The following is a 23,013-nucleotide window of genomic DNA, read 5'->3' on the forward strand; positions in this document are numbered from 1 at the left end:
TCGTTACACTGGCGATATTGGTCACATTGTTTCACTTTTACCGACATTTTTTTGTGGTGAAAATGTGACTAATTAATTTTTCCAGTTTTACGAATATTATCTTCGTTTGAAGTCGCCATTAAAAATACAGTTAAGGTGGATACCATGAAGCAACGCCTATTTGCTAAAACAGCATTAAGCGCCGCTCTCGTTGCCGTTCTTTCAGGTTGTGCAACGACAGCGGAAAAAGCCTCATCAGCATGGGATGCTGATACAACTTATAGAATCACGATTCTTCATACCAACGATAACCATGGTCGTTTCTGGCATAACCAGAATGGTGAGTACGGTATGGCTGCCCGCAAGACATTGATTGATGAAATCCGCGCAGAAGTAGAAGAACAAGGTGGTACTAGCTTATTACTTTCTGGCGGTGACATTAACACGGGTGTTCCTGAATCAGATCTACAAGATGCAGAACCTGATTTTAAAGGAATGAATCTGCTTGGCTATGATGCAATGGCATTAGGAAATCATGAATTTGATAACCCATTAGATGTACTACGTAAGCAAGAAGAGTGGGCGAATTTCCCAATGTTGTCGGCTAATATTTACGATAAGACAACAGGTGAGCGCTTATTTCAGCCTTACCAAATTTTTGAAAAGCAAGGGATCAAGATTGCCGTCATTGGTTTGACGACAGAAGATACGGCTAAAATTGGTAATCCTGAATTTATCGGCAATGTAGAGTTTCGCGATCCAAAATCTGAAGCCAAAAAAGTGATTGCTGAGCTAGAAAAAACAGAAAAGCCTGATGTGATCATTGCGGCAACTCATATGGGTCACTATGAAGATGGTCATCGTGGTATTAATGCTCCGGGTGATGTTGCGCTTGCACGTTATTTAGATGATGGCGATCTCGATATGATCGTCGGTGGTCACTCGCAAGAGCCTGTCTGTATGGAAGGCCCAAATGTTGCGAAGAAAGATTTTAAACCGGGTGACGAGTGTGTACCTGATCAGCAAAATGGTACATGGATTGTCCAAGCCCACGAGTGGGGTAAGTATGTAGGTCGTGCTGACTTTGAATTTCAGAACGGTGAGCTTTCACTGGTTAGTTACGATTTGATCCCCGTTAACTTGAAGAAAAAAGTTAAGCTAGATGATGGCTCAAGCAAGCGTGTCTTTATTCAAGATGAAATTGTAAAAAACCAAGAAGTGTATAACTTCCTTAAGCCTTACCAAGAGCATGGACAAGAGCAGTTAAACGTTAAGATTGCCAAGTCGAATGGCAAGCTAGAAGGCGATCGTAATGTGGTTCGATTTGAGCAAACAAACTTAGGTCGTCTTATTGCTGCGTCACACATGCAACGTGCTAAAGCGGACTTTGCTGTAATGAACTCTGGTGGTGTTCGTGACTCAATTGAAGGCGGCGATATTACTTATAAAGATGTACTCACCGTTCAACCTTTTGGCAATATCGTGACGTACACCGATATGTCAGGTAAAGAAGTTTTAGATTATCTGAATATTGTTGCCACTAAGCCGATAGATTCTGGTGCTTATGCGCAGTTCTACGGTATTTCAATGACGGTTGAAAATGGCAAAGTAAGTGATGTTAAGTTAGCTGGTAAGCCGTTAGATCTGAAAAAGACTTACCGTTTCACTGTACCAAGCTACAACGCAGCTGGTGGTGACGGCTATCCGAAGATCAATGATCATGCAGGCCATGTAAATACGGGGTTTGTTGACGCGGAAGTATTAAAGCAATACTTGGAAACGAATTCACCCATTGATGTAAACAAATTCGCGCCGAAAGGTGAAATTGTTTATAAATAAGCAATATTAATTGCTCGAAAGCGCATCTTATATTTTTATTCGATGCGCTTTTTTGTATTTAAAATCCTTCTTTTGATGGATATAGCCGAAAACTGTCAACTCACGATATAATCATTACAGGTAAACAGATGTTCTTAATTTCTTTAGTTGCTTTTGAGCAATAGGGGGAATTAACCACAGCTGTTTGAATGAAAAATAGAGTGAAAAATAATGACTCCAGCGATTCAATTAGCAAAGAAACAAAAAATTTCGTATCAAGTGCATCAATATGAACATGATCCAGCCAATAATAATTTTGGTCATGAAGCGGCAGAAGTCTTAGGGCTAGATCCTAATCGCGTATTTAAAACCTTATTATTTGCATTAAATGGCGATCCTAAAAATTTAGCGGTTGCCGTCGTTCCTGTATCTGGCATGTTAGATTTAAAAGCAGCAGCTAAAGCTGCGGGCGGTAAGAAGGCTGAAATGGCCGATCCAAAGCTTGCGGAAAAAGTAACAGGGTACATAGTGGGTGGTATTAGCCCGTTAGGACAAAAAAAACGGCTGCCAACCTTTGTTGATAGCAGCGCAGAAACGTTTGATACTATTTGTGTTAGTGCAGGTCGTCGCGGCTTAGAAATAGAACTTGCGGCAAAAGATTTAGTTAGTTTGACTGGCGGTAAATTTGCCCCGATTGGCAAGGAAGACTAATACCAAGGATAGAGAGCAAAGAGTGTGTCAGTACCTAATTTAAACTTACTTCGAACATTACATGTCTTATTGGATGAGTGCCATGTAACACGTACGGCTGAGCGTTTACACATTACGCAGTCTGCAGTAAGTCGGCAACTGACACAATTACGTGAAATTTTTTCTGATCCTTTGTTTGTGCGTGAGGGAAACCGGTTATTACCGACCCCTCGCGCACTTTCACTACAAGATAAAATTACGTCATTGCTTACCGATTGCGATTTGGTATTTGAACCAGAACAGTTCTCGCCGCATCACTGGCGCGGGAAAATAGTCTTGTCATCTTCTGATTATGTCGCGCAATATATCTTTCCTGATATCGTCGAGTTATTAACATTGCACGCGCCTTTGCTTGATGTGAGCTATCAGCTATGGTCACCAAGTTATACTGATCAATTAGCCGATCTTGATATTCAATTAGTCTCGACTATGGCCCCAAAGATACCTACCGGATTATCTGGGATACAGATTGGATCTGATCGTGCAGTGTGCGTGATGAGTACAACGCATCCATTAGCAAATACAAAGTTAGATTTAACGGTACAAGACTTTGTTGCCTACAATCATATTTCTGTTAACGGTGGTGGAGATAAAGACAGTTTCGTTGATGTGGAGTTACGTACTTTAGGTTATCGGCGACATATTCAAACAACAGTGCCATTTTTCGGATCTGCTTTAAGTATTGTATCTCGTACAGAAATGTTTCTTGTTATTCCAGAACATATAGCTGTTACGATGCAAGATTTCTATAATATTGTTTATAAGCCATTACCATTTCCAAGTGTGCTGAATCAGTATTGGCTGCTATGGCACCCTAAATATAACAACGAATTATCCCATCAATGGTTGCGAGAGCATGTGCTAACGTTAATGAAGAACTCTTTGTATTCAATGGGGCAATAAATCATTAACGAACAATGATGTGTTTTTACGACACCGAAAGGTAATGATTTTTTATCATGACCGTAATGATTTCTTTTGATTTCTTCTTATAACGCTTACTTGGTATTTTTTCTACCAATGTAAGGAGAACATCATGACCATCAGTATTTGGCTATCATTATTATTAATTTGTATTTTAGGGGCGATGTCACCAGGACCGAGTCTTGCTGTTGTTGCTAAGCATAGCTTAACCGGTGGGCGTAAACATGGCTTAGTAACGGCTTGGTCTCATGCTTGTGGGGTAGGTTTATACGCATTATTAACATTATTAGGGCTTGCGGTTGTTTTAAAACAATCACCAACAGTCTTTAATCTGATTAGCTATGCAGGAGCTGGCTACTTAGCCTATTTAGGCGTTAATGCGTTGCGTTCTAAAGGCGGCGTTGCAGAAAAACTCGCAGCAGGAAAGCCTTCTTCCCTTCTTCATGCGGCAAGAGATGGTTTAATGATCTCATTATTAAACCCTAAATTAGCGTTATATTTTTTGGCTCTATTTAGTCAGTTTGTTGCGTTGGGTACAGAAACTGGAAGTAAAATTGTTATTGTGGCGACACCACTATTAGTCGATGGATTATGGTACACCTTAGTTGCTTGTGTCTTGTCATACCCTCGAGTATTACAAACGTTAAGATCCCGCGCTGTACTGATTGATCGTCTATCTGGTGTAGTGCTTATTGGACTGGCTTGTCGTGTACTCTGGCTAGTATGATTGTAAAGTCTAAAAGAAAAGAGCGGCAAAACCGCTCTTTATGGTCTTTGAATTATTCACTGCGACGATTTAGATGTCGTTCACGTGTTTCAGCTTTTTTCTCAGGGCTTTTCTTTAGCATGACATATAGCGCACCAGTGCCACCATGTTGCCGTTGCGCCGAGTGAAAGCAAAGCACATCAGATATTTGCTCTAGCCATGTTGTGACATAGCTTTTCATTAATGCTGGTGGATTAGCACGCTCACCTTTGCCATGAACTATCATAACGGTGCGAATATCTAAACGTTGTGATTGCTTTAGAAATGCTAATATTTCATCACGGGCTTGTTGTAATGACTTTTTATGAAGATCTAAACGGCCGTGAATATCGTACTTACCTTGACGCATTTTTCTAAATACAGCTTCTTGTACACCATCTCGTTTAAATTCAATCATATCATCAGGTTTTACCATTTTGGCATTATCTAATGATAAGTATTCAGAATCACTTTCAGCGAGACTTTGAGCTGCAATTCGACGAGCTAGTTGAGACTCTGATACCTGATATTTTTGTGAAATGGTCACAGTATCTTGTTTGATTGGCGCAACATCGGCCATCATTTCTTTAAAAAGGTCTAATTCATTATTATCTGGCATAGGACTTTCACTTTAAGTAACCGATGCTATTGATTATACAAGTGTAATAAAATCTTGCCTAGTTGATGGTGAAAGGTAAGAAAATGAAAAAATAACAAGTATAGAAGCAAGTCCTATATTATTTCCAAATAAACGCTCTAATCAAATGTCCATATTATAGCCCTAACATTTAGATATGATGGTGGTTATTTAAGCCATGTGTATTGCCTGTTGTTATGATCTAGAACAGGAGTAAAAAGGCTGTTTCATTGTTGTGGTTATTTGTGCGTTTGAGAGCACTTAAGTTACCGAGAATGCACAAATTTGGTTGCTTGATGAGCAAAAAAATTCGTTACAAAAAAAAATACCGTATAGGGGTTGCTAAAATCAATTTGGCGAGTATTATAAGCGACCTCGACGACGCAGAGCGTTGTTGAATTTGTCGGTGAATAGCGCAGTTTGGTAGCGCATCTGGTTTGGGACCAGAGGGTCGGGGGTTCGAATCCCTCTTCACCGACCACTATTTTAAAAGTAGTGGTTTAATATAACCATTATTTACAGTCGGTGAATGACGTAGCTTGGTAAGCATCCTGTTTTTGGAAATAGCGGACCAGAGGGTCGGAGATTCCTTCTCTATATAGACTCAGCTCTTCACTGACCACAATTTAAAAGTAGTGGTTTAATAAACCATTATTTACAGTCGGTGAATAGCGCAGTTTGGTAGCGCATCTGGTTTGGGACCAGAGGGTCGGGGGTTCGAATCCCTCTTCACCGACCACTATTAAAAGGTAGTGGTTTCGATAAAACCATTATTTACAGTCGGTGAATGACGTAGCTTGGTAAGCATCCTATTTTTGGAAATAGCGGACCAGAGGGTCGGAGATTCCTTCTCTATATAGACTCAGCTCTTCACCGACCACTATTAAAAGTAGTGGTTGTAATCAACCATTATTTCAGTCGGTGAATAGCGCAGTTTGGTAGCGCATCTGGTTTGGGACCAGAGGGTCGGGGGTTCGAATCCCTCTTCACCGACCACTATTTAAAAATAGTGGTTTAATATAACCATTATTTACAGTCGGTGAATGACGTAGCTTGGTAAGCATCCTGTTTTTGGAAATAGCGGACCAGAGGGTCGGAGATTCCTTCTCTATATAGACTCAGCTCTTCACTGACCACAATTTAAAAGTAGTGGTTTAATATAACCATTATTTACAGTCGGTGAATAGCGCAGTTTGGTAGCGCATCTGGTTTGGGACCAGAGGGTCGGGGGTTCGAATCCCTCTTCACCGACCACTATTTAAAAATAGTGGTTTAATAAAGCCATTATTTACAGTCGGTGAATAGCGCAGTTTGGTAGCGCATCTGGTTTGGGACCAGAGGGTCGGGGGTTCGAATCCCTCTTCACCGACCACTTATTAGAAGCCTCGTCGAAAGACGGGGCTTTTTTGCATCAGATGTCTTTCATATTTTGTTGAATAGCATGTTTGGTAGAGCATCACAGCTCTAGGTAAATGGCGGACCAGAGGGTCGGGGGTTCCTGATCTATTAAAAACCTGCTCTTCACCGACCACTTATAAAAAGCCTCGTTGAAAAACGGGGCTTTTTTACATCTGATGTTTATAAACCCTGTGAGTAAATAATACGATTTAAAGTGTTTTTACACAGCCATGTGTTGGTATTTATGACGTTAGCTTTTCCCATCCATCACACTGTGCCGTAACACCTTTGGTGATCCTTTCAACAGTAAATCCTTCTTTCTCCATCAAAGCGGGAAGTCCTTGCTCTCCGATTAAATGAAATGCGCCGACAACAACCATAAACCGTCCAGATTGATAATCTTCTGATTCACTGAGTATTTTTGTCCATTGACGATTCCGAGAAAAAATTAAGGCATCGTTGGTTTCTGGATCAAATTGGGTATCGTTGAATAGTTCGGTAAATTTTTTACTGTCGCCTTGTTTCCATACATTAACTAAACATTTCAGTGCTTGCTCTGTTTGTTGCCAGTTATTGATGGTCTCTAACAACATGTTAGTGCCATTTTCAGGTAAGTTTTGAAGCAGGTTTAATTGATGCTCAACCGTTTCAAATGCCTTAATTGGTAGATTTTGCTGCTGCGCTCTTTTCAATAACACATAATCGATACCCTGATCGGTCGATAGATTTTGTTGCTTAGCGAGTGCAAGCTGGAGATAAGTTGCTGTCAACCATGGTGGCTGAGCAATAAGGTGTTCATAAGGAAGTTGTAGTGATGTTGTGATTATTTGAAGCGTTTGGAGTTGTTCGGAATTGAGTTTGTCTTGGGTTAATGGTGGCTGGTATTGTTCTATGGTCGATGTTGATTGAGTGAGTATATTGGCTTCAACAATTAATGCATCAGCATGTTTCCATTGCGTTAAAAAAGCCTTTGGTAATGGAAACATGTCTTTCTCACCCGCATGTATTGAACCTAATACATAGAACTGGCGTTGCGTGTCATAAATTTTCCAAACAATGGGCTCTGCGAATGCATGATGAGAAATAAATGGCAGCAGCACCAGAATTTTTGAAAGTAAAGATCTAAACATTCATCGCCTTAAAATAAGAAATTATACGTTTTCTTAGTTATAACAAAATATTCCTGATTAGTAATAAAAAAGGCTACTGAGAGTAGCCTTTGGTATTAGTTTGGTTAACTAAGGCTAGGGTGAAGCCAGAACCACCAAATAATTAATGCAATAGCAGCAATGCCTAATAACAAGCACATACTATTTCTCCTGTGCTGATTTAGCTTGGTAGCTAGGTTTAAATAAGCGAAGTCGATTGGCATTGGTAACTACCGTTATGGATGATAACGCCATGGCAGCCCCCGCAATGACTGGGCTGAGTAATGCCCCCGTGAGTGGGTACAATACACCTGCAGCAACAGGAATACCTAAGCTATTGTAAATAAAAGCACCAAATAGGTTTTCTTTCATATTTCGCAAAGTTGCTTTAGATAACTCTAATGCATCAACCACTCCATGAAGAGAGTGACGCATTAATGTAAACTGCGCACTTTCTATTGCAACATCAGTACCACTTCCCATCGCAATACCGACTTCTGCCAATGCAAGAGCCGGAGCATCGTTGATACCATCACCGACCATGGCAACTCGATTACCTTGTTGTTGAAGCTGTTTTATTTGTTCCGCTTTACCATCGGGTAGCACATCAGCAACTACATCCGTAATGCCTAATTTAGTCGCGATAACTTGTGCTGTTTTAAAACTGTCTCCCGTTAGCATCACAACAGTCAGACCCATTTTTTGCATTCGTTTAACCGCACTTAATGAGTCACTACGTAGAGGATCGCTAATGCCAATAATTCCGATAAGTTGGTTATTTTTCGCTAAGTAAACAGGTGTTGCACCTTGAGAGGCGATATTATCAAAGTCAGTTTGGGCTTGATTGATATCAACATTGTATTGGGTCATTAATTTTTCATTTCCCAGTATCACGCTGCTTGTATCAATAGTGCCTGACACACCCATACCTGCAATGGCTTTAAATTCTGTTACTCGACTGAGAGTCAGATCTTTTTGTTTCGCTGATTCAATAATAGCGTTCGCTAAAGGATGCTCCGAACCTTGTTCTAAGGTAGCGGTTAATTGTAATAGCTGATCTTCAGTAAGAGCGGTATAGCTCTGAATACTTACCACTTGTGGCTTTCCTTCAGTGAGCGTACCTGTTTTATCTAACACAACAGTATTGATGTTGGCTGCTTGCTGCATAGCTTCAGCATCACGAATTAAAATTCCTAGCTCTGCTGCGCGTCCAACTCCTACAGTCACTGACATTGGTGTAGCGAGCCCTAATGCACAAGGACAAGCAATGATAAGTACGGTTGTCGCTGCGACTAACATATAAACCGATGACGGTGCTGGACCGAAGTAGTACCACACCATGGCAGTAATGATGGCGATGATCATGACACTTGGCACAAAGATACTTGAAATAGTATCAGCTAAGCGTGCAAGTGCAGGTTTACTGCTTTGAGCTTGACGAACGAGTTGGATAATTCGAGCTAGCATTGTATCGCTGCCAATATGCTCAGCTTTAAAGAGTAATGCTCCTTGCTGGTTGATCGTCCCTGCTCTGATTTTGTCACCATTCTGTTTGTGAACAGCAAGAGGCTCACCCGTTAGCATGGATTCATCTATATAGGTATTACCTTCAATAACGACACCGTCAACAGCGACTTTTGCACCAGGGCGAAGACGTAACGTCATCCCACTTTTTATTTCATTAAGTGGACGCTCACTTTCCACGCCGTTTTCAACTACGATAGCCGTTTGTGGTTGTAGATCGATTAAACGCTCTAATGCTTTCGATGTTTGACTACGCGCGCGAGCTTCAAGGGCATGGCCTAATGTAATTAAACCTATAATCATGGCTGTTGCTTCGAAATACACATGGCGAGCAGCAGCTGGAAACATATCAGGTTTAAGCACAACTAACATTGAAAATAGCCAAGCAGCACCGGTCCCCAGCGCAACTAATGTATCCATAGTAGCGCGATGATGTTTAAATGCTTTCCAACTATTGAGATAGAAATCTTTACCAACAGTTACGATCAATAATAGGGTGATTAAGCCAACAAATCCCCATGCCAATTGGCTGGTGGTTGAGTCGATCATCATACTACCGCCAAAGATCCCCCAAGCCATCATAGGAACCCCTAAGCCAAGTGCAATAAATGCATTTCTTAAGTGTGTTTTGAATGTTTGAGTATTTTGTTGTTGTTGACGATGACGTCGAGTTTGTTCATCTTCACTGATTTCAGCGCCATAACCGGCTGCAGTAATCGCGGTAATAACGGCTTTTATATCAGGATTACCTGAGATAAGTGCTGTACGCTCCGCAAGGTTTACACTGACGGTATCAACACCTGTAACTTGCTTAATCGCTTTTTCAACAGAGGCGACACAACTGGCACATGTCATACCTGATAACAGTAACTGTTGAACCTGAGAACTTTCAGATGAGAGAAGAGCATTTAGCGCTTTATCATCCTTGTTCTCTTGCTCATTGGTGTTTACTGGTTGAGCTAATTTGTCATCTATAGTTGTTTGTGTTGCTTGGTAGCCAGCCTCTGTAATAATGGAAATGACATCTTCTGCAGTAAGTATTGTTCTAATTTCTGCATGCGTTTTATCTAAAGCAAGGATTTTGATCTGATCATTGGCTTTTAGTTTCTCTGTCAATTTGGCAACGCACTTTCCGCATGAAAGCCCTGATAGAGTAAACATCAGTGTGTCTTTTTCTAATTCCGACGAAGCAGGTATTACTTGATAACCCAGTGATGTAATAATATCGGTAAGTGTTTGCTCACTTAGAGAGCCCGTTATATCAGCTGTTTCTTTCGTTATACTAGCGCTGAAAATATCATTCCGGCTTGCTAGTGCGGCTTCAACTTTAGCCACGCATCGACCACATGATAAACCAGCTAGTGCAAGTTGATAGTGGAAACCGACGTGATAGCCTAATGCATTGATCTTTTCAGACATTGTTTTTAGTGGGCTTTCACTATTTACAGTAATTTGCTTTGTATCTATATCGATAATTTGGCAGTCGGGCAATGTTGCTAAAGCTGAACGTATTTTATTTACGCAGCTCATGCAATGGACGTTCGCGAGTGGGAGAGTAATAGCATTCATTTTGAGCCCTTACGCCTTACTATATTTAAAGGATGAAGTAAGAATAAACCTTCCAGTTACTGTAAGGTCAAGGTATGTTTGGTGTATTTTAAAGAATAGATAAAACGTGGAAGGATAAAGATGATTAATATAAGTGAAGTCGCTGAAAAAACAGGGCTAACAGCAAAAACTATTCGGTTTTATGAAGCGAAAGGTGTGATAAGCCCAGCTCCTAGAGGTGCTAATGGATATCGTTATTATAATCAAAACCATATTTCAGAGTTACTGTTGATCAAACGTTCTCGAATGATTGGATTTTCTCTTGATGAATGCCGTGATTTATTAACGTTATCAATGAACTCAAGTCGTCAGAGTCGTGATGTAAAACAAAAGGCGGAAGAAAAGTTAAAAGAGATAGATATTAAGATTAATGAATTACTACAGATGAAGAAAACACTAGAAGCATTAACGAAGCAATGTCCTGGAGATAAAAATTCAACCTGTCCGATATTGGAAGGGTTAGTACAACAAGAATAAACAGGCGCTAGAAAATTAGCACCTGTTATTAATTCTGATTATGAATTACTGTCAGTCATTGCAAGTGTGCCGTCGTAAGGGATCACTTGTAGCTTGGGTTTTGGATGCTTTGTGAAAATCACAAGTTCATCTTTATTCAGTCTTTGTAACGAAAGCTGGTACCAAAAACGTTTATTTGCAAAGTTTAAGCTCTCTATCGAAGAATCAGTAATTTTCTTGGTGTGATCTTCATTACTGGTGATTAATATTGCCGCATTGCCAAAAGCGTAAAAATACAGTCCTTTTAATACGGTATAGCCATTATCTTGTTTTGGGTCGGGATAGTCTATTAAGGTGTATTGACCAAATTTACAACTGCCGAACTGTTCATGGCCGGGAGTGGTTAATTTATAGTTAAAGTCGCAACCCATACCGTTAATAATTGGAAATAACATCAGAGCAACTAAGGCCATGATGATGTATTTAATTTTTTTCATACAGTTTACCTGCTGAATCTATATATATAGTGCCTTTCGATGGCAGGTTTTTAGGCAATTCATTTAAGTTAAGAAGCTCTATATTACCACAGATCTGCTGATTATTAACGGATACACAGGGTGGTGTTTGCCAACTACTGGTCCAAAGTCCTATCCATGCTAATAATGCAATCATGGATATACCACAACCAATTTTTGCTATCTTTGATAACGGTTGTTTTGCTGTGGTGTCATTTTTCTGCTCACCGTTATTATCCAATAATGCAGTTACATTCTCTTCTTTATTTAAAGATGCGTTTGCACTTTGACTAGTCGTTATATGGTCACTGTCTGATACGAGCTCTGGTTGGATTTTATGCTGTATAAAAGTGTTTTTAGCAATCGTAAATCCAGCCCCTTTTATCGTAATGATAATTTCATTTTTTGTTTTAAAAGCTTTGCGTAAATTAGCGATAGCAACATTTAATGAGTTAGGTACAACGACTTTATCAGGCCAACCGATCTCCAGTAATTTATCGCGGCTAATAATCTCACCATTATTATCAATTAAGTATTGTAGTATTTTTGTCTCACTAGCACTGAGTTTGGTTGTAGTATCAGGTGTAGAATAAGCGCTTTTTTGGGGTTCAAAGCTATCTTTACCCTGCTTATATATAATCATTGATTTACCTATTCACTATCTACAAAAGACCATAGTCGCCTTTTAACGTATTTATCATTGTTATTATTTATAGTGCTAAATGTATCTTGGCGCAGCGGGATAAACTACGCAATTTTTAGCAGTTACTCTGTCTAAATTGAAGACTTAAGTAACATGTATTGGATGAAAGAAAAACAAAAAATAATCCAGTATCTTTTTTGTCAGCATTGATGCTAACAAAAAAATTTATTTATGGAAGAGATAATAAAAGTAGCAGATACCACATTGTGCAGATAAATTAATCTTTGAACGTTTTTTGATAATTCAATACACCTATATAAAGTAATGTTTTTAGATGGCTGGAATCATAAAAAAGAACTATTTAATTATTTGTTTTTTATTGCTTTATGTTTTTTTACATGGTTTTTTTATCTTTTTTTAGAACTGTTTTTTCTAGATGAATTGTTTTGTATTTTCCTTTATCTCCTTTTTTTTCTGAAAAAACTATTTTTCAGAAGTCCGATTTTTTTTGTGGTGAAAAACACAAAATAATTGTGAACATCATTTTTTATTACTTGCCATAACATCGTATTCGTCACAAAATACACCCCGTTCCTGACAATAACTGCTTTGCGATACACATTAAAAAAATAGTACGCACTACATAAAGCAGACTTAAAAAGTTTAAGCATTACTCAATGGAGTTAAACATGAAATTGAAATCTCTATCTCTATCTGTACTAGCAGCTTTATCTCTAGGTGTTGCTACATCTGCTACGGCAGCTGATGCAACTACTAGCACTACAGCTACAGCGCCTGCACAAACTGCTCCTTCTTACGATCAATCTGGTTTCTGGGTTGGTGGCGCACTAGGTATGGGTTACGTATCTAACAGCGATATTTCTAAGTTCCCTGGTTCTGCAAACGGTGAAGCACCAAGTGTTAAACTAGATGCTGGTTACGACTTCAACCAATACTTCGGTATCTACGGTAGCTACGATTACATGCATGATCTAGGTAATGCTGACATGCACCTAGGTACTTTGGGTGTGAAAGGTAACCTACCTCTAACTCAAAAACTATCTGCGTTCGGTAAGTTAGGTGCTACATACATCTACGCTGATAACAAGAACTTTGCAAACAACGCGCTACACATGAAGTCTGACAGCTTCTCACCAACAGTTGGTCTAGGTCTGTCTTACCAAATCACTCATGCACTATCTACTCAAATCGGTGCTGATTACTACCAAGACCTACGTACTTCACACGGTCACGCTGATCTAACTCAAGCGTACTGGGGTATGACTTACAAGTTCGGTCAACCAGCAACTCCAATGGTTGTTACTAACAACGTTGAAGTAGTTAAAGAAGTAGCTGTTGAGTCTCAAGTACCAACTCGTTCTTCTTACGTTCTACCATACCAAAATGGTCAAACTAAGCTAAATGACTACGGCCGTTACAACCTAGGTGAAGTTATTGCAACTATGCAAGCTAACCCAGAAGTTAACGCTCAAATCATTGGTCGTGCAGACAAAGTTGGTTCTGCTGCAGTTAACGAAAAAGTTTCTGCAGAGCGTGCAGCAAACGTTGCTAAATACCTAGAAGCTAACGGTATCGACGCATCTCGTCTAACTGTTTCTTCTGTAGGTTACAACAACCCACTTAAAACTGACTCTGCGACTAATACTAACTACGTTCAGCGTTCAGTACAGATCATCCTTAAGTAATTAAGACTGATCCACATCTATCTAGTATTTTATTACTAAGATAAATTAATGCCGGTGATATTTTCACCGGCATTATTTTTTTAATCACATTCTCATTAAATCACTTTTAATTCGTCGCGCTTAATGCGGAGGACGGTGTACGTCAAGCGTAAGCGATTTAATTAGAATGAATTAAGATATGTTGTAAGGACTAATAATGAAAAAAACAACGTTATGTTTATTAGCATTAATGACCATTTCATTAACTGGGTGCTTTTCCAACCAGCAATTTGAAAAATCAGCACAAATGGTTGGTGATTGGAAACTAAAAGGTGGAGTTGAGATCCCCGGTATTACAAAGCATCGACCATCATTAAATATTGAATCAAACATGAAGGTAACAGGTTTTACCGGTTGTAATGTTTTTAAAGGTAAGGTTGAGCCAGTCGGTGATTTTTCGCTTCCATTTGTCACGCGCAAAATGTGTTTACCTGAGTTAGTTAAACAAGAAAATAATATGCTAAATGTGTTACGCAGTGCGACAAGTATTGAAGTGATTAACAATAGCCTCATTGTTGATGCTGGCGATAAGTTTTTGGTATTTGAAAAAACTAATGCAAGTTGATTGTCTTATGTGATTTAATTTTATGTAGAGCCCAGCCATTGTGCTGGGCTTTTTTATAAGTAGAACTAAGGATAGAAGATGCCTGTTATCGCGCCAACGCAAGTCGTATTTACTCAACAACAATGGTTGCTTGATAGTACTGTACTAATGATAAGTCATTCAGGTGACGAAAATTATGTTGTTACCCAGTCGACCCCTTTTCATCCTGTTAGCCATATTTGGCCTGATCATCCTGCTGATCAAGGGATGATTATTCATGCTGATAAACAGTATCAGGTTAACAATTGTGTCGTTGGTGCTATTGAGCTAGCAACAAACAATCTTTTTATTGCCCAAGACATTCCGGTTAAACGGGATACGGAAGGATGGGTGTTTGTTGTTGTTCATATTATTACAGGAACAATAGACTTTGATATTGGCGATACAGTGACATTGTCTGTTGATAGGGAATATCAGCAAAGTTTGAGTCGTGGACATAGTGCGGGGCATTTATCTTCTTTAGCGTTAAATAAAGTTCTTCATAATGACTTCTGGCGAAAAGAGCCGACTCGTAGAGATGAGCTTGGTTTCTATGATTTTCATAGCTATGCCCAAGAAAAAAGTGAAGTGACGCCCGATCTCAGTACTGACACGTATCGTTTAGGTAAAACATTACGTAAGCGTGGGCTAAACAGCGCAGATCTACTAGCAGAACTTAATGTTGTAGCTGAGCGTATTAATCTGCAACTCAGTGATTGGGTAGCATTAAAAACTGCTGTGGTAATGAGGCGAGAAGGTGATCATCTGACAGATTCGCGTTATTGGCAATGTAATTTAGGCTCTGAGGGCGTTATTGAGATCCCTTGTGGTGGAACTCATATTTTATCTTTATCTGAATATCAATCAGTTACCGTTAATTTTAAAGTGAATTCAGACCAAGAGATTGTGATGTATACCAAGAGTGTGAAAGCGTAATATTAAACGTTTATTTAGATTTTATTCTCTGAGTTATGCTTATAAAGATAAAGATCCTAATTTATATAATGCATGATCATTGTGTTTTAATATTATTTATTGGATTTATATCCTGTTTAAAATCCAAATGCAGCACATGTAACTTATGCTTTCGGGAAGTGTATTGATAAATGTTCTTTTGATACCTGTTAGCTGATCAGGTTTGTTTTAAAAGAAGATCACCACTAAGCATGTTGATCATCGTGTTGATCTAAATTGATTGTTTTATGATTGTCGAATAATGGAAAAAACTTATTTATGATAATTCTTTGTGATGAAGATGAAGTTCTACGCGCAAGATAATTGTATTTCTGATTACCGCACTTAATAATCATTCGAAGATGTAAATTTTGTACAGAGGTCGAAGAGCATGGCTGATAACGTTGAAAATATTTGTCCGCAATGTAGCAGCTTATTAAGTTGGAAAGATCACGGCTATTTTTGCGATTTTTGCCAACAACAAGTTGAGAAACATGTATTTTGTCCTGATTGCAATGAGCAGTTAGAAAGATTACAAGCGTGTGGTTCTGCAAGTTATTTTTGTAATCATTGCAATGAGTTAAAGTCTAAATCTCGGGTTAAGGTACAATTTGAAATGCGTGCTGAGACACGCTAAATAGATAGAATGTATAAAAAATGGCGCTAAATAGCGCCATTTTTGTTAACAGATACTATGGTTATTTGATAACACAGGAATGGATATCACCATCCGTTACTGTGGTGATAAGTTTATCACCATGCTGAACTTGTGATGTATTTCTGATTAGATCACCTTGCTCATTTCGAGTAATAGAATAACCACGGGCCAAAGTTGCGAGGGGGCTTACTGTTTCTAGTTTTTCTGCAGCTACCGCTAATTTATGTTTTGCATTTAGCAGCTTACGGTCTAAAGCATCATAGAGTCTTCGTTCACTCCGCTCTAAATTTCGTTGTGCATTGCTTACTAACGTAGCGGGGGAGTAAAGTGATATTTTATAGTTATTACTATCGATATGTTGTTGATGCTTTTGTAATTTTTTCTGCATCGCTTGAACTAAGCGTTGACTAATTTCATCAAGATGTTGCTGCTGCTGATTTAAACGAAGCTGTGGATGCTGACGCTCTAAACGGTGTTGTATTTGAGTTGCTTGGCGCAAAGAGTGTGATAAATACGACCTGATAGCATGGCGCAATTGTTGTTTTTTACGATCGAGTAATTGTGTTTGGTGAGTCATATCGCGACTGATCAACTCAGCGGCAGCAGAAGGTGTTGGTGCACGGACATCGGCAACAAAATCTGCGATAGTGACGTCGACCTCATGACCAACCGCACTGACAATGGGGATCTGGCTAGCGGCAATGGTTCGCGCGACAATTTCTTCATTAAATGCCCAAAGATCTTCCAGTGAACCGCCACCTCGACCGACAATTAATACATCACATTCCTGCCTAGCATTGGCTCGACCAATCGCTTGTGCAATAGAAATTGCAGAGCCTTCGCCTTGTACCATGGTTGGATAAATTACAACGGGTAAACTCGGATCGCGACGTTGCAATACTTGTAAAATGTCGTGCAGAGCCGCGCCTGTTTTTGAGGTAATAATACCTACTCGTTTAGGTTGTTCTGGCAGCGTTTTTTTGAGTGATTGCGCAAATAAACCTTCCGCTGCTAACGACATTTTTAATTGTTCAAATTGCTGTTGTAAGCGACCATCGCCTTCTGGCTGCATACTTTCAATGATCAGCTGATAATCACCACGTGGTTCATATAATGACAAACGCGCCTTAACTAATACTTGATTACCATTGGCAGGTTTAAAGGTCACATGTCGATTACTGCCTTTAAACATGGCACATTTAACTTGGGCACGTGAATCTTTCAGGGTGAAATACCAATGACCAGAAACGGGCATCGAAAAATTAGATAACTCACCAATAAGCCACACTACACCCATTTCATTTTCAAGTACGAGACGTACTTGTGCATTTAAGCTAGAAACCGTGTAAATACGACTATTCGTTTGGCTTTGAGGGGAAAAAGTGGTCACTAGGAATGGTACCTGCTATCGAATGAAGTAGTAGGCAGGCGGTCAAAATAAAACCGAATAAGACATAAAGTATACAGGCAGATCAATGGACAGATCTTGGCCGTATTTCCTTGACCGCATCACCGGATAGTTAACCGAAATATATTACTTATCAATTAAAATGTGTCAAGAAAAAAAATTAAAAAAAATCTAGCCAAACGTTTGCTTCATACGTATAATTCGACCGCAATATTTTATCCTTCTTTAAACCCCTATTCGGTGTGAGATATTGCAATGTTACGAATTAAACAAGAAGCTTTAACCTTCGATGATGTTTTGCTGGTTCCTGCCCATTCAACCGTTCTACCTAACACTGCCGATCTGCGCACTCAACTGACAAAAGATATTTCTCTTAATATCCCAATGGTGTCAGCGTCAATGGATACTGTGACTGAAGGTCGCTTAGCTATCGGTCTTGCTCAAGAAGGTGGTATCGGTTTCATTCACAAAAATATGTCTATCGAACAGCAGGCGGATCAAGTTCGCATGGTGAAAAAGTTCGAAGCAGGTGTTGTTTCTGAACCTGTGACTGTTAAACCTACCGCAACGATTGCTGATGTTAAGCGATTAACAGAGCTGAACGGTTTTGCTGGTTACCCTGTAGTAACAGATAGCAATGAGTTAGTTGGTATTATTACAGGTCGTGATGTTCGATTTGTTACTGATCTTTCAAAGACAGTTGAAGAAGTGATGACATCTAAAGCAGATTTAGCATCGGCTAAAGAAGGCGCATCTCGTGAAGAAGTTGAAGCTATCATGCAACAACACCGTGTTGAAAAGGTGTTACTTGTTGATAATGAATTCCGCCTTAAAGGCATGATTACTGCAAAAGACTTCCAAAAAGCAGAACGTAAACCTAATGCTTGTAAAGACGAGCGCGGCCGCTTACGTGTAGGTGCTGCGGTTGGTGCTGGTGCTGGTAATGAAGAGCGTGTAGCTGCTTTGGTTGAAGCTGGCGTAGACGTACTGCTTATCGATTCTTCACACGGTCACTCTGAAGGCGTTCTACAACGTATTCGTGAAACGCGTGCGGCATTCCCTAATCTTCCAATTGTTGGCGGTAATGTCGCTACGGCTGAAGGTGCACGTGCTCTTATTGAAGCAGGTGTGAGTGCAGTAAAAGTTGGTATCGGCCCTGGTTCAATCTGTACAACTCGTATTGTTACAGGTGTTGGTGTTCCACAAATTACCGCAATTTCAGAAGCGGCATCTGTTGCTGATCAATACGGTATTCCTGTTATTGCTGATGGCGGTATTCGTTACTCTGGTGATATGTGTAAAGCGATTGCCGCTGGTGCATCATGTGTAATGGTAGGTTCTATGTTTGCTGGTACTGAAGAAGCACCGGGTGAAGTTGAACTATACCAAGGTCGTTCATACAAATCATACCGTGGCATGGGTTCACTAGGCGCAATGTCAAAAGGTTCTTCTGACCGTTATTTCCAAACTGATAATGCGGCTGACAAATTGGTACCAGAAGGTATTGAAGGCCGTGTTGCCTATAAAGGTTACCTAAAAGAAATCGTTCACCAACAAATGGGTGGCTTACGCTCAAGCATGGGCCTAACGGGCTCAGCAACGATTGAAGATCTTCGTACTAAAGCTGAATTTGTACGTATTTCAGGGGCTGGCATGAAAGAGTCACACGTTCATGATGTGACTATTACTAAAGAAGCACCTAATTACCGTATGGGTTAATTGTTACCCACTCATCTTTGGGTTTAACGATTACGTCAGTAAGAAATAACATCGGGAGCAGAGCCTTTGCTCCCAATATATAAAATTATTCGAGAACATTCACTAATGACCATGACCACAAATATTCATGAACAACGTATCCTTATTTTGGACTTTGGCTCTCAATATACACAGCTAATCGCCCGTCGTATTCGCGAAATTGGTGTGTACTGTGAACTTTGGAGCTGGGATGTTGATGAAGCCGATATCCGTGAATTTGCGCCAAACGGTATTATTCTTTCTGGTGGTCCTGAAAGTGTAACGGAAGCCGGTTCTCCACGTGCACCACAATATGTATTTGAAGCTGGTGTACCTGTATTTGGTGTGTGCTACGGCATGCAAACCATGGCTGAGCAGTTAGGCGGTAAAGTTGCAGGTTCATCTGAGCGTGAATTTGGTTACGCACAAGTTAAAATTGTTGAACCAACACATTTCCTTGAAGGTATTCAAGACGCAACAGCCGAAGACGGCACATCATTAATGGATGTGTGGATGAGCCATGGCGATAAAGTGGTAGAAATCCCGTCAGATTTTATCAAAGTTGCAGAAACAGAAACGTGCCCATTTGCAGCAATGGCGAATGAAGAGAAGCGTTTTTACGGTGTTCAGTTTCACCCTGAAGTGACGCATACACGTCAAGGTATGAAGTTAATTGAGAACTTCGTAATGAATATCTGTGGCTGTGAAAAACTATGGACATCAGCAAATATCATTGAAGATGCTATTGCTCGTATTAAAGAGCAAGTGGGTGACGATGAAGTGATTCTTGGCCTTTCTGGCGGCGTAGACTCATCAGTTGTTGCTATGCTTATTCACCGTGCGATTGGCGACAAGCTAACGTGTGTATTTGTTGATAACGGCCTGCTTCGTTTAAATGAAGGTCAACAAGTGATGGACATGTTTGGCGACAAGTTCGGTCTAAACATTGTTCATGTACAAGCTGAGGATCGTTTCTTATCTGCACTTGCAGGTATTGATGAGCCAGAAGCGAAGCGTAAGAAAATTGGTCACGTATTCGTTGACGTATTTGATGAAGAATCTAAGAAACTGAAAAATGCGAAGTGGTTAGCGCAGGGAACGATTTACCCTGATGTGATTGAATCTGCAGCATCGAAAACAGGCAAAGCACACGTGATTAAATCTCACCATAACGTAGGTGGTCTACCTGACGATATGGAAATGGGTCTAGTTGAGCCATTAAAAGAGTTATTTAAAGATGAAGTACGTAAGATTGGTCTAGAACTAGGCTTACCTTACAACATGCTTTACCGCCACCCATTCCCAGGGCCTGGTCTAGGTGTACGTGTACTAGGTGAAGTGAAGAAAGAGTATTGTGATTTACTTCGTCGTGCAGATGCTATCTTTATTGAAGAGCTTCACAAAGCCGATCTTTACAACAAAGTATCACAAGCATTTACCGTGTTCCTACCCGTTCGCTCTGTTGGCGTAATGGGTGACGGTCGTAAATATGATTGGGTTGTATCGTTACGTGCAGTAGAAACAATCGACTTTATGACAGCACACTGGGCACACCTGCCTTACGACTTCCTTGGCAAAGTATCGAACCGTATTATCAACGAAGTCGATGGTATTTCTCGTGTGGTTTACGATATTTCAGGTAAGCCGCCAGCAACGATTGAGTGGGAATAATCTCTCTTACTGAAAAATACTGAGCAAACATCAAACCCTAGTAAGGTGACTTACTAGGGTTTTTTATTGCTCATATTTTATAGATATCCATTCAAATGAAGATGAAAATGAGGAAAGACATGCTTCACGTAAGGTTACTTGTTGGAGGGGATTTTCTAGAGGTATAACTAAGCGATTGAGACTTGTTTTGTATTTGTTGGTGTTTATGTTTTTAATTGTTTGTTGAGTTGTTGCTTTATTGTTTATGGTTAATGCTTGGTTACAATCTTCCGTAATAAGGTTTAGTTATTCGTTAGGTGATATGGCTTTTTTTTTATTGTATTTCGCTACAATCACCCGACCTAAATTCAGCCGTAGTAGCTGAAAGGCAAAACAATGAGACTTACTAAAGTAAGTCCACTTTGCAGACGTAACCAATATGGGGGCACGGAGTTGCCATGAACGAAAAAACATTAAATCAAGCACCGAAGCCATCAAGTGCTATGGATAAGTTTTTAAATGGTATTGAGCGAGCAGGTAATAAGATCCCAGATCCTGCTTTATTATTCTTTTGGGGATTAATCGCAGTTTGGGTACTTTCCGCGATTATGTCTCAGTTTGACTTTGGTTTAGTTCACCCTGTTACACAACAAGTTGTACAAGTAAACAATCTTTTAACAGGTGATGCGTTGGCGAGTTTCCTTGCCAATATGGTGAAGAATTTCACTGGCTTTGCCCCATTAGGTATTGTACTGGTGGCAATGTTAGGTGTTGGTGTTGCTGAAGCTTCTGGCTTTATCAATACCGGCCTAAAGAAGATGCTGAATGTGACCCCTGCTAAACTATTAACGCCAATGTTAATTTTAGTTGCGATTGTTTCACATACTGCAGCTGATGCGGGTTATGTTCTGGTTATTCCACTAGGTGGTATTATTTTCCATGCGGCAGGTCGTCACCCATTAGCGGGTATTGCGGCTGCATTCGCTGGCGTATCAGGTGGTTTCTCAGCAAACTTTATTCCGTCTGGTATTGACCCATTACTTGCAGGCTTTACCCAAGAAGCTGCACGTATTATGGATCCTAGCTACATTGTGAACCCACTAGCGAACTTAATGTTCACTGGTTTATCATCTATCGTGATCATTGGTATCGGTTGGTACATTACAGATAAAGTGATTGAGCCTCGTTTAAGTAAAACAGCTATCGATGAAGATGCGGAAGAAGCACCTGATATGGGCTCTTTCACTGAACTTGAAAGCAAAGCATTTTCTTACGCGGGTTGGGCAATGGTTGCTGGTATCGTACTATTAGTTGCAGCGGTATGGCCAGAATCATCACCACTGCGTTCCCCAACGGGTGAAATAGCAGCGTTTAATGCACCGGTAATGCAATCAATCGTACCGCTAATCTTTATCCTGTTCGTGATCCCTGGGATCATTTACGGTCGCGTTGCTGGTACCTTTAAGCAAAGCAGCGATGTAATTAAAGCGATGTCTACTACAATGGCTGGTATGGCAGGCTTTATGGTCATGGTCTTTTTCATCGCTCAGTTCCTAGTAGCCTTTACCCAATCTAACCTGGGAACGCTATTAGCACTATCTGGCGCGCAGTTACTGCAAGAAATGAATTTGCCAGGCCAGATAACGATTGTGGGTATGATTTTATTAACGGCGAGTGTTAACTTGTTAGTGGGTTCTGCATCGGCAAAATGGGCACTGATTGGTCCTATCATGGTTCCAATGCTAATGGCGGTAGGAATTTCTCCAGAATTAACGCAAGCGGCATACCGTGTTGGTGACTCTGTATCTAACATCATTTCACCAATGATGGTGTTCTTCCCATTGGTTGTTGTTTACATGCAACGTTATGTGAAGAGTTCTGGTATCGGTACATTAGCGTCAATGATGATGCCATACTCAATTGCAATGTTAGTTGGTTGGACAATTTTCTTACTTGCTTACTGGGCGTTAGGCATTCCTCTAGGTGTACAAGCGCCATACACATACAGCTTATAATTTAAGTGACTGAACATTTAAATTTGAGCAGATAAAAGAAAAGCCTCGCTAAGAATAGTGAGGCTTTTTTCTATTTAGCATCTGAAGATATTATGTGAATACTTCAGTATGACACGCA

18 protein-coding genes and 5 tRNA genes are annotated in these 23,013 nt (G+C 40.1%); 17 read left to right on the forward strand and 6 right to left on the reverse strand.

The features are described 5' to 3' along the window. Positions 1-144 precede the first annotated feature (144 nt). The 4 genes from ushA to C9J38_RS00375 all read left to right on the forward strand — a co-directional run bounded on the left by ushA (position 145) and on the right by C9J38_RS00375 (position 4,198). Positions 145-1,818, forward strand: coding sequence for a bifunctional UDP-sugar hydrolase/5'-nucleotidase UshA (ushA, locus tag C9J38_RS00360; RefSeq protein ID WP_107205391.1), 1,674 nt, complete (start codon positions 145-147; stop codon positions 1,816-1,818). 210 nt (positions 1,819-2,028) lie between these two features. Beyond that, positions 2,029-2,508 carry a Cys-tRNA(Pro) deacylase gene (ybaK, locus tag C9J38_RS00365; protein ID WP_006646632.1) on the forward strand — a complete coding sequence of 160 codons (480 nt, stop codon included), beginning with the start codon at positions 2,029-2,031 and terminating at the stop codon, positions 2,506-2,508. 24 nt (positions 2,509-2,532) lie between these two features. After that, the gene (locus tag C9J38_RS00370) at positions 2,533-3,450 is read left to right on the forward strand and encodes a LysR family transcriptional regulator (protein WP_107205392.1); all 918 of its coding nucleotides are present in this window, start codon (positions 2,533-2,535) and stop codon (positions 3,448-3,450) included. 133 nt (positions 3,451-3,583) lie between these two features. Next, positions 3,584-4,198: a LysE family translocator gene (locus C9J38_RS00375; RefSeq protein ID WP_107205393.1), complete on the forward strand. Its 615-nt coding sequence runs from the start codon at positions 3,584-3,586 to the stop codon at positions 4,196-4,198. 52 nt (positions 4,199-4,250) lie between these two features. On the opposite strand, the gene smrA is transcribed toward C9J38_RS00375, so the two are convergent. Continuing rightward, entirely contained in the window at positions 4,251-4,835 is a 585-nt protein-coding gene (smrA, locus tag C9J38_RS00380; RefSeq protein ID WP_105060798.1) for a DNA endonuclease SmrA, read from the reverse strand. 422 nt (positions 4,836-5,257) lie between these two features. Between smrA and C9J38_RS00390 the strand changes: the two genes are divergently transcribed. The 5 genes from C9J38_RS00390 (at position 5,258) to C9J38_RS00410 (ending at position 6,225) form a co-directional block, all read left to right on the forward strand. Next, positions 5,258-5,334, forward strand: a tRNA-Pro gene (locus C9J38_RS00390). 181 nt (positions 5,335-5,515) lie between these two features. Further along, positions 5,516-5,592, forward strand: a tRNA-Pro gene (locus C9J38_RS00395). A 180-nt stretch (positions 5,593-5,772) separates the two neighbouring features. Next, positions 5,773-5,849, forward strand: a tRNA-Pro gene (locus C9J38_RS00400). Between the two features lie 181 nt (positions 5,850-6,030). Continuing rightward, positions 6,031-6,107, forward strand: a tRNA-Pro gene (locus C9J38_RS00405). 41 nt (positions 6,108-6,148) lie between these two features. Further along, positions 6,149-6,225, forward strand: a tRNA-Pro gene (locus C9J38_RS00410). Positions 6,226-6,493: 268 nt separating this feature from the next. Here the strand turns inward: C9J38_RS00410 and C9J38_RS00415 are convergent. Continuing rightward, positions 6,494-7,381 carry a TraB/GumN family protein gene (locus tag C9J38_RS00415; protein WP_107205394.1) on the reverse strand — a complete coding sequence of 296 codons (888 nt, stop codon included), beginning with the start codon at positions 7,379-7,381 and terminating at the stop codon, positions 6,494-6,496. Between the two features lie 180 nt (positions 7,382-7,561). After that, positions 7,562-10,492: a copper-translocating P-type ATPase gene (locus C9J38_RS00420; RefSeq protein WP_107205395.1), complete on the reverse strand. Its 2,931-nt coding sequence runs from the start codon at positions 10,490-10,492 to the stop codon at positions 7,562-7,564. 120 nt (positions 10,493-10,612) lie between these two features. Here C9J38_RS00420 and cueR point away from each other — a divergent pair, with 120 nt between their 5' ends. Continuing rightward, positions 10,613-11,008 (forward strand): Cu(I)-responsive transcriptional regulator, encoded by a 396-nt coding sequence (cueR, locus tag C9J38_RS00425; protein WP_107205396.1) that lies wholly within the window; start codon positions 10,613-10,615, stop codon positions 11,006-11,008. 38 nt (positions 11,009-11,046) lie between these two features. Here cueR and C9J38_RS00430 read toward each other — a convergent pair whose 3' ends face one another. Together C9J38_RS00430 and C9J38_RS00435 are read right to left on the reverse strand one after the other, a co-directional pair. Continuing rightward, the gene (locus tag C9J38_RS00430; RefSeq protein WP_107205397.1) at positions 11,047-11,484 is read right to left on the reverse strand and encodes a hypothetical protein; all 438 of its coding nucleotides are present in this window, start codon (positions 11,482-11,484) and stop codon (positions 11,047-11,049) included. After that, a complete protein-coding gene (locus tag C9J38_RS00435) occupies positions 11,471-12,145 on the reverse strand; it encodes a winged helix-turn-helix domain-containing protein (RefSeq protein ID WP_107205398.1) in 675 nt (224 codons plus the stop codon). The genes C9J38_RS00430 and C9J38_RS00435 overlap by 14 nt, the downstream gene beginning before the upstream one ends. 689 nt (positions 12,146-12,834) lie before the next feature. Here C9J38_RS00435 and C9J38_RS00440 point away from each other — a divergent pair. The 4 genes from C9J38_RS00440 to C9J38_RS00455 all read left to right on the forward strand — a co-directional run bounded on the left by C9J38_RS00440 (position 12,835) and on the right by C9J38_RS00455 (position 16,064). Beyond that, the gene (locus C9J38_RS00440; RefSeq protein ID WP_107205399.1) at positions 12,835-13,851 is read left to right on the forward strand and encodes an OmpA family protein; all 1,017 of its coding nucleotides are present in this window, start codon (positions 12,835-12,837) and stop codon (positions 13,849-13,851) included. A gap of 196 nt (positions 13,852-14,047) precedes the next feature. Next, complete coding sequence (locus C9J38_RS00445; RefSeq protein WP_107205400.1) at positions 14,048-14,455, forward strand: META domain-containing protein; 408 nt, start codon at positions 14,048-14,050, stop codon at positions 14,453-14,455. A 78-nt stretch (positions 14,456-14,533) separates the two neighbouring features. Then, positions 14,534-15,409, forward strand: coding sequence for a metal-dependent hydrolase (locus C9J38_RS00450; RefSeq protein WP_107205401.1), 876 nt, complete (start codon positions 14,534-14,536; stop codon positions 15,407-15,409). Positions 15,410-15,818: 409 nt separating this feature from the next. After that, complete coding sequence (locus C9J38_RS00455) at positions 15,819-16,064, forward strand: zinc ribbon domain-containing protein (RefSeq protein ID WP_045150963.1); 246 nt, start codon at positions 15,819-15,821, stop codon at positions 16,062-16,064. A 61-nt stretch (positions 16,065-16,125) separates the two neighbouring features. Here the strand turns inward: C9J38_RS00455 and xseA are convergent, their stop codons facing one another. Then, positions 16,126-17,475 (reverse strand): exodeoxyribonuclease VII large subunit, encoded by a 1,350-nt coding sequence (gene xseA, locus C9J38_RS00460; RefSeq protein ID WP_107205402.1) that lies wholly within the window; start codon positions 17,473-17,475, stop codon positions 16,126-16,128. A gap of 273 nt (positions 17,476-17,748) precedes the next feature. On the opposite strand from xseA, the gene guaB reads away from it, so the two are divergent. From guaB to C9J38_RS00475, 3 genes are all read left to right on the forward strand, one after another. Then, positions 17,749-19,212 (forward strand): IMP dehydrogenase, encoded by a 1,464-nt coding sequence (gene guaB / locus C9J38_RS00465; RefSeq protein ID WP_107205403.1) that lies wholly within the window; start codon positions 17,749-17,751, stop codon positions 19,210-19,212. A gap of 111 nt (positions 19,213-19,323) precedes the next feature. Continuing rightward, positions 19,324-20,901, forward strand: a complete 1,578-nt coding sequence (gene guaA, locus C9J38_RS00470) for a glutamine-hydrolyzing GMP synthase (protein WP_107205918.1) — start codon at positions 19,324-19,326, stop codon at positions 20,899-20,901. A 437-nt stretch (positions 20,902-21,338) separates the two neighbouring features. Next, positions 21,339-22,895, forward strand: a complete 1,557-nt coding sequence (locus C9J38_RS00475) for an AbgT family transporter (RefSeq protein WP_107205404.1) — start codon at positions 21,339-21,341, stop codon at positions 22,893-22,895. The last annotated feature ends 118 nt before the right edge of the window (positions 22,896-23,013 follow it).

The sequence above is a fragment of the Photobacterium sp. GB-210 genome (genome assembly GCF_003026075.1).
GTDB lineage: Bacteria > Pseudomonadota > Gammaproteobacteria > Enterobacterales > Vibrionaceae > Photobacterium.

Coding starts and splice junctions, on each gene's coding strand:
- ushA (WP_107205391.1), top strand. CDS start 145: ATGAAGCAACGCCTATTTGCTAAAACAGCATTAAGCGCCGCTCTCGTT.
- ybaK (WP_006646632.1), top strand. CDS start 2,029: ATGACTCCAGCGATTCAATTAGCAAAGAAACAAAAAATTTCGTATCAA.
- C9J38_RS00375 (WP_107205393.1), top strand. CDS start 3,584: ATGACCATCAGTATTTGGCTATCATTATTATTAATTTGTATTTTAGGG.
- smrA (WP_105060798.1), bottom strand. CDS start 4,835: ATGCCAGATAATAATGAATTAGACCTTTTTAAAGAAATGATGGCCGAT.
- C9J38_RS00415 (WP_107205394.1), bottom strand. CDS start 7,381: ATGTTTAGATCTTTACTTTCAAAAATTCTGGTGCTGCTGCCATTTATT.
- C9J38_RS00420 (WP_107205395.1), bottom strand. CDS start 10,492: ATGAATGCTATTACTCTCCCACTCGCGAACGTCCATTGCATGAGCTGC.
- cueR (WP_107205396.1), top strand. CDS start 10,613: ATGATTAATATAAGTGAAGTCGCTGAAAAAACAGGGCTAACAGCAAAA.
- C9J38_RS00430 (WP_107205397.1), bottom strand. CDS start 11,484: ATGAAAAAAATTAAATACATCATCATGGCCTTAGTTGCTCTGATGTTA.
- C9J38_RS00435 (WP_107205398.1), bottom strand. CDS start 12,145: ATGATTATATATAAGCAGGGTAAAGATAGCTTTGAACCCCAAAAAAGC.
- C9J38_RS00440 (WP_107205399.1), top strand. CDS start 12,835: ATGAAATTGAAATCTCTATCTCTATCTGTACTAGCAGCTTTATCTCTA.
- C9J38_RS00445 (WP_107205400.1), top strand. CDS start 14,048: ATGAAAAAAACAACGTTATGTTTATTAGCATTAATGACCATTTCATTA.
- C9J38_RS00450 (WP_107205401.1), top strand. CDS start 14,534: ATGCCTGTTATCGCGCCAACGCAAGTCGTATTTACTCAACAACAATGG.
- C9J38_RS00455 (WP_045150963.1), top strand. CDS start 15,819: ATGGCTGATAACGTTGAAAATATTTGTCCGCAATGTAGCAGCTTATTA.
- guaB (WP_107205403.1), top strand. CDS start 17,749: ATGTTACGAATTAAACAAGAAGCTTTAACCTTCGATGATGTTTTGCTG.
- guaA (WP_107205918.1), top strand. CDS start 19,324: ATGACCACAAATATTCATGAACAACGTATCCTTATTTTGGACTTTGGC.
- C9J38_RS00475 (WP_107205404.1), top strand. CDS start 21,339: ATGAACGAAAAAACATTAAATCAAGCACCGAAGCCATCAAGTGCTATG.